The 12,560-nt window shown below is 71.6% G+C and carries 9 protein-coding genes; 2 read left to right on the top strand and 7 right to left on the bottom strand.

What is annotated here, in order from left to right; all coding sequences use genetic code 11:
- Window positions 1-59 precede the first annotated feature (59 nt).
- The 6 genes from ACYVE7_RS18175 to ACYVE7_RS18150 form a co-directional block, all read right to left on the bottom strand.
- Entirely contained in the window at window positions 60-1,223 is a 1,164-nt protein-coding gene (locus tag ACYVE7_RS18175; RefSeq protein WP_460365958.1) for a hypothetical protein, read from the bottom strand.
- Between the two features lie 361 nt (window positions 1,224-1,584).
- Window positions 1,585-4,017: a collagenase gene (locus ACYVE7_RS18170; protein WP_460365956.1), complete on the bottom strand. Its 2,433-nt coding sequence runs from the start codon at window positions 4,015-4,017 to the stop codon at window positions 1,585-1,587.
- Between the two features lie 166 nt (window positions 4,018-4,183).
- Window positions 4,184-4,957 carry a siderophore-interacting protein gene (locus tag ACYVE7_RS18165; RefSeq protein ID WP_460365954.1) on the bottom strand — a complete coding sequence of 258 codons (774 nt, stop codon included), beginning with the start codon at window positions 4,955-4,957 and terminating at the stop codon, window positions 4,184-4,186.
- Between the two features lie 82 nt (window positions 4,958-5,039).
- Window positions 5,040-6,860, bottom strand: coding sequence for a M14 family zinc carboxypeptidase (locus tag ACYVE7_RS18160; protein WP_460365952.1), 1,821 nt, complete (start codon window positions 6,858-6,860; stop codon window positions 5,040-5,042).
- A gap of 141 nt (window positions 6,861-7,001) precedes the next feature.
- Entirely contained in the window at window positions 7,002-10,292 is a 3,291-nt protein-coding gene (locus ACYVE7_RS18155; protein ID WP_460365950.1) for a DEAD/DEAH box helicase, read from the bottom strand.
- Between the two features lie 102 nt (window positions 10,293-10,394).
- On the bottom strand, window positions 10,395-11,105 hold the full coding sequence (locus tag ACYVE7_RS18150) for a glycosyltransferase family A protein (protein WP_460365948.1): 711 nt from the start codon (window positions 11,103-11,105) through the stop codon (window positions 10,395-10,397).
- 70 nt (window positions 11,106-11,175) lie between these two features.
- On the opposite strand from ACYVE7_RS18150, the gene ACYVE7_RS18145 reads away from it, so the two are divergent.
- Complete coding sequence (locus ACYVE7_RS18145; protein WP_460365946.1) at window positions 11,176-11,628, top strand: hypothetical protein; 453 nt, start codon at window positions 11,176-11,178, stop codon at window positions 11,626-11,628.
- 3 nt (window positions 11,629-11,631) lie between these two features.
- Here the strand turns inward: ACYVE7_RS18145 and ACYVE7_RS18140 are convergent, their stop codons facing one another.
- Entirely contained in the window at window positions 11,632-11,940 is a 309-nt protein-coding gene (locus tag ACYVE7_RS18140; protein ID WP_460365944.1) for a phosphotransferase, read from the bottom strand.
- A 31-nt stretch (window positions 11,941-11,971) separates the two neighbouring features.
- Here ACYVE7_RS18140 and ACYVE7_RS18135 point away from each other — a divergent pair.
- The coding region (locus ACYVE7_RS18135; RefSeq protein WP_460365942.1) for a hypothetical protein at window positions 11,972-12,560 on the top strand (589 nt) is incomplete at its 3' end.

Genomic DNA, 12,560 nt, shown 5'->3' with positions numbered 1-12,560 from the left:
GGAACATCCCCGAGTATTCGAGCCCTTCGTAAGAGTCCACGGAGTCATAGTCCCCGAAATCAGGGCCTTTCGATCAGCCGCGCCAGGGCGGCCGCCCGTTCCGGTCCGGCGAGCCGTTCGGCGGCGTGCTCCCTGGCGTCCGTGCTGATCGTGAACTCCGGCCCGTCCTCGACGAGCCCCGCCTCCACCAGCTCCGCGACGGGCGGCTCACCGAGCCCGCTCGTCGCCGCGGCCATCTCGGCGGAGAAGTGGGTCCCGAACAGGACGCCGAGCGACCGGTACAGGGCGGCCGCTTCCGGGGTGAGGCGGGTGTAGGCGGCGTCGAACGCGTGGTCCACCGGGTCGTCTCCTTCCGCCGGCTCCGCCGGTCCGCCTCTGCGGAGCTCGTCGGCGACGGCCCGCGCGACGAGCGGGATCCCCGCCACCCGTGCCGCGGCCCGGTCGAGCTCGGCCTTCGGCACCTCCCCCGCGCCGCCGCCCAGCAGATCGAGCAGCAGCCGCCGGACGTGCTCGTCGGGCAGCGGCGGCACCGCCACCTCGACCGCGTCGACCAGCTCGGGCATGGTGCGCGCCGTCGCCACCACCACACTGCCCGCGGACGTCGGGACCAATCGCCGTAGCTGCGCGCCGCGCGTCAGGTTGTCGAGGAACACCACGACGGGCCGTTCCCCCGTCTTCTCCAGGAACAGCCGCCGCATCTCCCCCGCTTCTGCGGGCATCCGCGCCGCTTCGACGCCGAGCGACCGCAGGAACTCGCCGAGCACGTCCTCGATCGACCGTTCCCCGCCGTCCGACAGATCGGCGTAGAGCTGGTGCCCCGGCACTCCGAGCCCGCGCGCCCACTTCAACGCGAGCTGCGACTTCCCGATCCCGCCGCGCCCGGTGCAGACCACCACCAGCGCCGTGTTGGCGCTCCTGGCCCGCCGCCAGGCCCGGCCCAGCTCCTTCAGCACCGCTTCCCTGTCCCGGAAGTGCACGCTGGTCGCCGGCAGTTCCCTGACCACCCGCGCGGCCGGCGCCGGTACCGCCGCCCCGTTCCCCCGCAGCGCGACCGCCAGCGCCGAGAGCGCCGCGAACCCGCCGATCACGCTGGCGAACTTGTCCGCCTGGTCCAGCCCGGACGCCACCAGGAGCCCCGCCAGTCCACCTCCGACGACCACGATCCCGGCCCCGCCCGCGACCCGCCGCAACCGTCCGTCCGTACCGCCCCGCAGCCCCATCACAGCCGACAGTCTGGGCCATTCACCCCCGACCGCACCAGACACCGCCGAACCCTCGCCTAACCGTCGGCTCTTCCTCGCATCCAGTGGTAGACCGCCGCCACGATCCCCACCCCGACACAAATACCGAAACACGCCCCGATCCCCAGCAGATGCTCCCGCAGCCCACCCACAGTAGAACTCCCCTCGCTCTGGGTAATCGTCGCTCATCAGCGGCCTGCCCGGCGGGCGAGCGCCGCGATCCACCGGAATGTCAGTCCCCGTTGATAGACCAGTGGAGTGGGACGCGGCGGGCCCGCCGACGCGGTCGCATCGACGGGCCCGGAGCAGTGCGGATCAGGTAGTGCGAATCAGGCAATGCGGATCAGTAGGAGGTGGTGACGGTGACCCCCGTGAAGGCGGTCACGGCGTGGAGGCTGATGTAGCGGTAGCCGGCGGCCGGGTTGGTGACGGTCAGGGTGTGGACGTTGCCCGCTCCGGTGGCGCGCTGCGTGTAGGCGGAGGTCGTCGCCCAGGAGGCGGCGTTGTAGTAGAGGTCGGCATCGCCGGTGCCGCCTGTGGTCGTGATGGTGAGGGTGGTGGTCCCCGCGGGCAGGTTCAGATAGAGGTAGGCGTAGTTGCCCTGGGTGGCGGCGAGCCCGGAGCGTTTGCAGTTCTTGCCGAGCTGCCGGTTGTCGGTGCCCGTGCACTCGGGCGCGGACGGGGCCGAGACCGTGACGGGCTTCGACGTGGTGGCGGTGGCGCCCTTGTCGTCGGTGACGGTGAGCTGGACCGTGTACGTTCCGGCCGCGCTGTAGGTCTTGGCCGGGTTCGCGGCCGTGGACGTCGTGCCGTCGCCGAAGGCCCAGGCGCGGGCGGTGATCGTCCCGTCGGGGTCGGTGGAGGTGTCGGTGAACGACGCCGTCAGGCCCGAGACCGTCGAGGTGAAGTTCGCGGTCGGCGCCTGGTTGGCCGGGGGCGTGCCGGCGCAGGCTCCGGCGGCGCAGGCCGTCAGCCAGGTGTCGAAGTCGGCGTTGTAGTTCCTGGACGTCAGGAACGAGCGCGCCGCCGACCAGTTGCCGGTCCGGTAGTGCCCGAGGACCGTCGTCACGTCGGCGGGGTGCTTCTCGAACATGTACCGGACAGCCAGGTACCCCCAGTAGTAGGTGCGGGCCGTGGTGCTGTTCTCGTAGGTCGTGTCGAACAGGGTCGACAGCGGGTAGGCGTGCGTCCCCGCGGCGGCGACGGCCGCGTCGTAGGTGAGCCCGCGGTACCCGTAGGAGATGTACTCGGCGAAGCCCTCGACCCACCAGATGGTCGGGGTGGCGACTCCCGCCTCGAAGTCGCCGTACATGTTGAAGCGGCCGTCGAGGTAGTGGGTGTACTCGTGGTTGAGGTTCCAGATCTGCCAGCCGGGCGCGACGTCGGTGCGTTCGTAGGCGATGAACCGGGGGACGTTGCCCGCGGCGCCGGGGTCGCCTTCGAGGTACATGCCGCCGTTGTTGGTGTCGATCCCGAAGATCGCTCCGGCGTAGGTCTGGTAGTCGGTGCTGGAGTTGAAGACGTTCACCTCGAGGTAGGTGTTGCCGTCCCCGGCGACGGGCCCCGGGTCGTTGACCTTGGCGTGGAAGTAGGCGTCCTGGTTGGCGAGGCTGGCGCAGCTCGCGTCGAGCTGGGCGGTGGTGATTTCCTGGGCGCGGATCGTCAGGGACGGGCCGCACACGCGGGTGACCGGCAGGATCGCCGCCTTGATCCGGTTGGCCAGGTCGCAGGTGCCGTAGTAAGCGCAGTCGGCCTGGTCGTAGTAGTCGGTCATCTCCGCGACGGCCACCCAGAGGCCGCCGGTGGGGCCGGTCAGCGACGTCCGGTCGAGCAGGTCCTTGGCCAGCGGCCGGACCGTGGCCCGCAGCGAGGTGTGCTGGAGGAAGCGGCCGAGTTCGCTGCCCGCGTTGGACGTCAGGAAGCCGTTGCCGGTGCCGAGCAGGCCCAGGTGGGCGACCGCGAAGTCGTGCAGCACGGTCAGGACGGACGGGTCGTTCTGCACGGCCGTGACGAACGCCGCCAGGTAGTGGCCCCGCCACAGCACGGTGTAGGTGCTGTTGACCGCGTTCCGCATACTCGTCGGGTAGGCGGTCGTGTAGCCGGTGAGCAGGCGTTTGACGACGTAGAGGTAGCGGGCGTTCTCGCCCGCGCTGTCGATGAGGGTGACGGCTTCGCCCAGCACCGAGCCGTTGGCGTCGGTGACGGCCGAGGAGTCGGGGTCGGTGTAGAAGGCGTCGAGCGCGCCGCGGATGGCGGTGGTCAGCGGGGCGCCGTAGGAGCCGACGTCGCCCGGCCGGTAGTACTGCACGTAGTACCCGGCGCGCAGGAACAGGACGAGCTGCAGCGTGCTCGCGCTGTTGTCGCCGGTGTAGGCGAGCGCGTTGGTGCGCAGCGCCTGCGCGACGGTCACCATCTGCGCTTCGCGGAACGCGCCGCCCGCGTCCGAGCCGGTGATCGAGAACAGCGTGTTGACGCAGGGGACGTCGGCGGCCTTGATCGCGGTGACGAGCGCGGCGCCCGTCCTGGTCGTGAAGTCGCTGAGCGTGCAGGCGGCGAGCGCCTTGGCCTTGGGCTGTGCGGGGGCCGTCGCGGGGGCCTGGACGGGCGGCCGGTCCCGCGACGCGACGTCGGAGTGCGCGACTTCGACGGCCTGGGCGGTGGCCGGTCGCGGGGGCGGTCCCGTCGGTTTCGCGGGCTGGGCGGCGGCTCCGGACGGCGGCAGCACGGCCAGCCCTCCGAATCCGAGCAGGGTGACGAGCAGGACGCGGAAACGCATGTGCGGACTCCCGGGGGCCAGGGTGTCGAAATGTCACATGTAAAACATCACACGGCTTGAGGATGAACAAGGGCCCCACGGCATTTGCAACGTCGTCAAAATCCCCCGGAAACGGACGCGGCCCGCGACCACCGAGAAGGTGGTCGCGGGCCGTGTCGCGGGCGGGTCAGGCAGCCGGGCCGTCCTGTTCCAGCTCGACCTCGCGATTCCAGTCGCGCTTGGTCGCCTGCCAGCGGTCCTCGTCGTGGCCGAGCCGCCAGTAGCCCGAGATCGACACCCGGTCGCGCGGCATGTTCCGCTCGATGAGCAGCAGCCGTCGCAGCTCCTTCACGAATCCGGCCTCGCCGTGCACGAACGCCTGGCCGTCGCCGTCGGGCGGCGTCCAGGCGGTGACGGCGGGGACCAGCACGGAGCCGACCCGGCCGTCGCCGCGGTGCAGCCAGGTGATCTCGGCGGCGCCGCGCGTCTCCAGCTTCTGCTCCTCGGCCGGCCCCTCGACCTCGAGGAACACCCGGGCGCGCGCGCCGTCCGGGAGCCGTTCCAGCGACGCGGCGATCGCGGGCAGCGCGCTCTCGTCCCCCGCCAGCAGATGCCAGGACGCCGCCGGATCGGGCAGATAGGCGCCGCCGGGACCGGCGAACGCGATCTCGTCGCCGGGACGTGCGTTCGCCGCCCACGGACCGGCCAGACCGTGGTCGCCGTGGTGGACGAAGTCGAGGGTGAGTTCCCGCGCGGCGGCGTCCCAGGCGCGGACGGTGTAGGTCCTGGTCACCTCGCCGAACCTCAGCTTGACGTAGTGGTCGCTGAACTCGCCCGCCCGGAACCCGGCCAGCCCGTCCCCGCCCAGCACCACTCTGATCATGTGCGGTGTCACCCGCTCGACGCGCACGACCCGCGCGACGGTCAGCGGACGCCCCGCCCGTCCCGAACGTTCAGCCACAAACCCCTCCTTGCGATATATCGACGAGCATATCGCCGATACTCGCAGGCGCCCGCCCCTCGATCGAGGGGCGGGCGACCGGTCAGGACTGGGTGATCTTGATGTCGTCGACGGCTGCTTCGACGAGGCTGGCCGTGCCGGCGTCCGCCGCCTCGACCTGGAGGCGGATGGTCTGCCCGGCGAAGGCCGAGATGTCCACGTTCGACAGGGACCAGACCCCGTTGCGGTTGGCGGCCGCGCCGGGAATGTCGAGGACGGTGGAGGTCGTCGAGCCGATCACCTTGAGCCGCAGGTAGTCGGCGGAGGACGCGTTGCTTCCATGGGCGAGATAGCTCTGGAAGGAGAGCCGGAGGGTGCCCGTCGCGGGCAGGGTGATCGCCGGGGAGCGCGCCGTGGTGACGCCGCCGTCGATGTCGTAAGCGCCGGAGCTCGCACCGGCCAGACGTCCGGTGACCAGGTCGTTGGTGCCGCTGGTCGTGGTGCCGAGCTGTTTGGCGCCGCTGTCGGTGGTGGCTTCGGGGTCGCCGCGCTCCCACGCGCCGGTCGTCGCGGTGTCGGTGCCGGCGGGGTTCGTGGTCCAGCCGAGCGCCGTCTCGAACGTGTCCTGCCAGACGGTCGTACCGGCGACGCCGCAGTACTGGGCGTCCTTGCCGATGATCCGGTAGGGGCAGTCGGCGTACTCCAGGAGCCGCAGCACGGCCTCCTTGTTGATCGACGTCTGCGGGACGATCTGCTCGTCGGGCGGGTAGAAGCCGCCGCCGGAGCCGCTCGCGCCCGGATACATCTCGAACGTGTAGTTGAAGACGCGTTCGGAGCCCCAGAGCCAGTCGTCGATGCTGCCGTCGGTGATGTACAGGTCGGACGCCTGCTCGGCCGTGTAGCCGTTGGTGGCGGCCATGTTCTGGCCGAGGGCGGCGTGCGCGTCACGGTCGTCCTGGGTGAGCCCCGGCGCGGTGTCGGACGTCGTGAAGCCGTACGGCCACAGCACCAGCTTGCTGTAGGTGTGGAAGTCGATCGCGGCCTTGATCTGCTGTGCGCCGCCGACCCTCCGGCCGCGGACGAAGTCGGCGACCTTCTTCACCTCGGGCGCCGACTCGGCCGACGGCCCGCGGTAGGTGTCGCTGCTCTTGGTGCTGGATGAGCCGCCGCAGCAGCCCCAGTTGTAGGCCCAGTTCCGGTTCAGGTCGGTGCCGACATAAGTGCTGCCCGCGTTGGGCTGCCGGTTCTTCCGCCAGCTCCGGTAGCTGCCGGTCGCGATGTCGTACTCGCCGCCGTCGGGATTGAGATCCGGCATGATCCAGATCTCGCGGCTGTTCACGAGCCCGGTGATCCGGGCGTCCGAACCGTAGTTGTCGAGGAGCTGGTGCATCGTGTACAGCGCCATCTCGACGGTCAGGTGCTCCCGCGCGTGCTGGTGGTGCGTGAACAGCACCTCGGGCTCGTTCTCGTCGGTCGCCGCATTGTCACTGATCTTGATCAGGATCAGGTCGCGTCCCTCGTAGGACGTCCCGACGCTGAGTTTCTGCACGATCCCGGGATGCGCCGCCACCATCGCGTCGATCTCCGCGGTCATCTCGCCGTAGTTGTGATACGCCGAGTCGGCCGACGGAAAGTCGAACGTGCTGACACCGCTGGGCGACGGCCCGCCGGCGTCCGGCCCGGGCCCGGGCAGCGCGGTCACCGCGTACCCCAGCCGTTTGATCGCCGCGATCTCCGCCGGCGACGCCGTGACGACCACGTGATCGGCGAGCACCCCGTCGATGGCCGCGCCCGTCCGCACGATCTCGGTCCGCTGCGCGACGGTCCTGGGCCCCTGCACCTTGTACTGCCTGCCGCCTTCCGGCTCCGCCGCCGCCACGGTGTTCCCGCTCATCGCCATCCCGGCGACCAACAGAACGAACACCACCACGGCAACCCATCTCCGCCGATCCACCACAAGTTCCTCCTGGGGGTTGGGAGGTGATCCAGCCCCATTGAGACCCGAGGGTCAAGATCCGTCAAGACACGAGTTTCCCTCGCGTCCACCCTCGGCCACCCCACCGGGTCAGCGGGCGCGCCAGTGGTGGTGGGGGAGTTCGGCGGCGAGGACGTCGAAGTGGGGTTGGCGGCGCCAGGAGGAGCGGTCGCCGATGACGAAAAGGCGGCGGCGGGCGCGGCTGACCGCGACGTTCAGGAGATTCGGCGACTCCGCCGCCCAGGCGCGGCTGGCCTCACCGCGTTCGGGATGGGTTCCGAGCACGACGATCACCACGTCCGCCTCCCGTCCCTGCATCGTGTGGACGGTGCCGATCGCGTCGGAGACGAACGACGACGGCGCGAGCTCCCGCACCGAACGGCGGCAACCGTCGATGACCTCACGGAACGGGCTGAGCACCCGGATGGCGTCGAACGGCACCCCGAACTCGCCGGTGAGATGGCCGAGAATGCTCACCAGGGCGGCGCCTTCGGCCGGCACCCACTTGCCGTCCGCCGCGGCCGCCTTGACGTCCATCCACGCGCTGTCCCGGTAGGGGCGTTCGGCGGAGGGGAACGGCCGCCGCACGGTGTCGGAGACCATGAGACCGCGGTAGGCGATGGTGTTGCTGATCGTGAACATGGGCTGTTCGCATCGCCGGTGGACGCGGAGCGGCGCGCCCACCCAGACGGGCTCGTCCACGCCGTTCGGCAGTTTCCGCTCCACGGTCGTGCCCCAGCGGTTGACCCGGTCGGCGAGCCCCTGCGCGGAGTTGCGGTCGGGCAGCCACTGCGGCCCGACCCCGTAGCTGTTCCGCAGCAGCTCCTGGACCTGCGCCGGCAGGGTGATGACGGGTTCGAGCTGGAGCGGGTCGCCGACGAAGACGGCACGTCGGCTGCGCCACAGCGCGCCCACGGCGGCCTGCGGGGTGGCCTGCCCCGCCTCGTCGACGAGCAGCCAGCCGATCGACTCCGCGCCCAGCGGCGCGAGGAGCCGCCCGCAGGAGGCGAACGTCGTGGAGATCACCGGGACGATCAGGAACAGCGACTGCCACATCGCCTCGACGGCCTCCTGCGGGACGCCCATCGCACCGGACTTCAGCAGATCGTGGAACGCGGTGAGGTTGCGGTACATCTGCTCGGCCGCGCAGGCGGTGAACACCCGGTGCAGGTCGAGCCCCGCGAGGAAGGCCTTCGTCCTGGCCTCCAGCCACTCCTCGTCGGCCCAGGGCGCCGACAGTTCGCGTTCGTCGTCGGGAAGGCTCGCCCAGCGGTCGGGAACACGGGCGTCGGGCCGGTTCCTGCGGACTTCGGTGAGCAGTTCGACGGCGCGGACGCGCGCGGCGGCGTCCACCTGGACGGCCCGGCGCGCGTTCCACGCCGCGGAGTCGAGTTCGGCCACTCGGTGGACGGCCTGCTCGACCCGGCGGCCGATCTGCGCGAGGTCGTCACCGACCAGGGTCAGGGAACGCAGCAGCCGTCGCTGATCGTCCTCCCACTGCCGGACGGCCGACCGCCGGACGACCCTGGAGAACAGGCCGGGACGGGGCCCGAGCGCGGTCAGCTCGCCTTCCAGCCCGTACGCGAACACCGAAACCCTGCTCTGCTCGGCGATCAGCTCGTCCGCGCGGATCCTGGCCCGCCCCGTCTCCGCTTCGAGGGCCGTGGCCTCGGCCGGGTCCACCGGGCTGGTCTGGAGGAGCCGGAGCGCGTCGAACAGTGCCTGCCGTTCGGCGCGCAACCGCTCGACCTGCGCGATCGCCTCCCGGAACCGGGCGACCGCGGCCTCCCAGTCGACGAGCACCGGCCCGCCGTCGTCGAGCTCCGCCCCCTCGGTGAGGGATTTCAGGAGCTTCTGCATCCCGTCGTCGCCCCACCAGAAACGTTCCCGGAACTGCTTGCGCTTGCTCGCGTTGCCGAGCGGCGCGGCGATCGTCCCCCAGGCCGGAGCGCCGTCGAGCAGGGCGGTCGCGACGTCCCGGAAATGCGACGCCTCACGCCATTCCGCGCCGATCGCGGCCTCAGCGGGCAGCTCCGCCGTGATGTTCTCCACGGCCTTGTTGTTGGACGACGCCACGACGATCTCGAAGCCGGTGAGCGCGGGAGCGAGCCGGTGCACCTTGCGCGGCCAGTTGTCGTGCGTCTTGTAGGTGACGGTCCCGGTGAAGGCGGCCGCCGGGGAGGGCAGCGCGGCCAGCGCGTGCGCCCGATCAACGATGATCGCGGCGATGAGGTCGCGGAGCATGGTCGTCTTGCCGGTGCCGGGCGGCCCGTTCACCGAGAACAGCCCGCTAGCCGCCAGCTCCGCGTGGATCCGGTTGACGGCGAACTGCTGGCTCGCCGACAGCGCCTGGCCGGTCGGGGCGGGCCATCTGCCCTGCGGGACCAGGCGCGGCGCCAGCCCGTCGAACACCGGCCACGGCGAATGCCGGACGTCGACCCGCGCCGCCGCCCTGACCCCCGCCGACAGATAGGACGCCAGGGCGGGGCCGAAGGAGTCGACCCGTTCCAGGTCGTCGGGGAGCAGGCTGTTGAGGAACGCGGGCTCCGGCTCGGGCAGCTCGCCGTCCTTGTTCCGCCGCACCAGGAAGCTCTGCACCCGCAGCCTGGTCGGCTGGAGCAGATGGCCCACCCCGCAGACGTCGGCCACATGGGCCGCGAACGCCACGATGTCGGGCAGGGCGACCGATCGGCTCGGCGGCTCCTCCTCGGCGTCCTCGGCCTGCCCGGAGGCCCGTTCGATCACGGGTTTGAGCGCTCCGGCGGCGGCGATCCCGGCGACCCGGACGAGGAACGCGCCGACCGCGGCCTCCGCGACCCCGCCCAGCACCTGGGCGAGCACCGGACGCCAGGCGCCGCCCGGATCGGCGTAGGGGATCTCCGTCCCGGTCAGGGTCGCGACGGCCTTCCCGCACTCGGTCTGGGCGTCGGTGAACCCGTCGAGCCACGCCGGATCCGTCGGCCCGGGATCGAGGATCCGGCCGGTCGCCCACGCGCAGGACGAGAAGACCAGCGTCTCGTGCAGCAGCCGGCCCTCGTGGTCGACGGTGAACGCGAACACCGCGGTCTCCTGGCGGTGCCGCCCGGCGTGGTCCTCGACGTCGCCGCCGAACCGGTCGGCCAGGGCGTCCCGCACCTCTTTGAGCTCGTAGACGCCGCCGAAGACCGTGTGCCGCCACTCCGCCCCGTACCGCCCGCCGTCCACGACCTCCGCCTGCAGCGGATGCCGTGCTTCCCACGGCAGGATCGGCACGGCGAGCCGCGGCCCGACCCGGAACTCCTCCACCCGCCTTTCCCCGCCCCCACGGCCCCTCTCCACTTTCGGCAGCGCGGGCGGATCGAACAGCTCCACGGCCCGCCAGTACTCAACGACCTCCCGCATCCGCTCCCTCACCCGACCGCTCAGCCCGTCTGGAAACTCTCACCTCGATCATCTCCGCCTCCACTCCCTCCGCCCTGACCACATCAGGCCATCCGTGGCCCCTCAGCCCGCCAGTCGGCGAAGAAGGGTTATCTGATGCCCCCCCCCCGCGAAAATTCGGGGCTCGCGCGAGGACTGCCCGGGGTGGAGGCGGTAGCGGAGGGTCGGCGCGTCGAGGAGGATGCCCGGACGGTCGCGGGCGACCATGATCAAAAGGCCGGTGTCCTCCATTCCGTGGAGTGCGGGCCAGCCGGCGCGGATCGCGTCGCGCCGCCACATGACCCCGGCCGGATGCAGCGGCACCCGGTAGTCCTCTGGCGAGGTCCGCCAGGCGTCGGCGATCGCGCCCGGCGGGATGATCCCGGGCTTCAGCGGCAGGTCGACGTCGCGGAGGGAGCCGTCGGCGTGCAGGTCGCGGGCGCGTCCCGCCGCGTATCCGGCTTCAGGTACGGCGGCCAGGGCTGTGGACAGCAGGGTCAGCGCGGACGGCTCCAGCAGATCGTCGCCGTCCAGGTTCTGGACGAGCGGCGCGTCTCCGCGGGCCAGCGCGAGGTTGCGGGCGTTGGCGGGCGCGACCCTGACGAGATGGGCGTCGATCTCCACCCGCGGGTCGGCGGCCGCCCCGCACGCCTTCAGCGCGTCGAGCATCGGCTCCGGCGCGCCGTCGAGCTGCACGAACCAGGTCCAGTCGGTGTGGTCCTGAGCACGCAGGGACCGCCAGGCGTCGGCGAGGAACCTCGCGTTCGGTTCATGAACGGCCGTCAGCACATCCACCGTCGAGTCACGGGACGAGCTCGCCGACGCGGGCGCGCGCGTCCTGTCGGATCCGCGCCCCTCCCCCGAGGTGATCGCGTTCGCGGCGCTCTACCACGCGGGCAAGCTGCGCGGGAACTTCGCGTTCGACGAGCTCCGGGTGTTCCTCGAATCCTCCCTGCTGGCCCTGTCCGCCGGACGCCACCTCGACTCGGCCCTGTTCACGGCGCTCCGGGCGTTCGCCGCGTTCGGTAGCCCGTCGATGACCGTCGACCACGCCGTCTCCCTGCTCGACAGCGCATGGAACTCCCCCGACCGCACCCGGCACGTCATCGACGTCTGCCTGAACGCCCTCGGCGCCGCCCACCCGTTTCCTGACAAGGGCGTCCTGCTACGGGACCGCGCGGCCGAAGCCGTGGAGCTGTTCCCGTCCGACCATCTCTTCCGTTTCCGGCTCGCCGTGGGACAGCGCCTGTGCGACGACCCCGACGCGGCCCTCCTCAGCATCGCCGGTACCTGGCACCTCACCCGCCCCCGCCCCTAACCCTCAGCGAAGCGCGGCGAGGGCGAGGGTGAGGAGGTCGGGTCGGCGGGGGTGCAGCCAGCGGGTGATCCATTGACCGTCGGGGGTGAGGTCGCCGGGTGGTGCGCAGTCGATGAGGCGGCGGAGCATCATCAGGGGGAGCAGCAGGTTGAGCGCGTCCAGGTCGGGGGCGCCGTAGGCGTCCAGCAGGGGGTCAGGGGACGCGCCGTGCGGGAGGTCGACGGCCAGGGCCCAGGCGAGGTCGAGCATCGGGGGGCCGCAGTCGACGGCGCCCGGGTCGATGATCCCCGACAGACCCCCCCCCCGTCGCATAAAGGGCATTGTGGCCTACTGCGACATCTCCGTGGATCGGTGTGACGGGCATCCGCTCGCACGTGGCGGCGAACTCGGCCGCGAGGACCGGGTGGAAGGCCGGGACGCGGCTCCGCGCCGAACCGAGCAACACCCCCAGAGCGCCCGGATCGTCGAGATGAAGACCGCCGGGCAGCCGAGCCGAATGCCAGCGGTGGAGCTGGACGCCCAGCGCGCGTTGCTGGCCGGGGGTCGGAACCTGGCTCGGTTCACCGGGCAGGCGTTCCAGAACGGACCACCAACCGGACGGGGTCGTGCCGCAGTCGAGCAGGCGCGGCGCCGCAACCCCGGCCGACGCACGCAGGCGCTCCAGCCGCAGGACCGTGTCCAGCGTCTCGTGCGTGCGGTGCTGGACCTTCACCACCGTGCGCGGGCCGAGGACGACGAATCCGTCGCCGGACCGCGGCCCGCCGTCGAAGAACCGGCTCGTCGTCGCGGCACGCACGGCCTCGGTGACGTCGAGGATCGCCGCGGTGGGGATCGGCGTCCGGTCGGCGACGTCCAGCGGACCGCACCGCCCGATCATCCGGCGCAGCGGAACCCGCCAGCGTTCCGACGCCTCGCCGTCCAGCCAGCCGACC

This window comes from Actinocorallia lasiicapitis (assembly GCF_054778695.1).
This window is presented reverse-complemented; position numbering and strand designations above follow the sequence as displayed.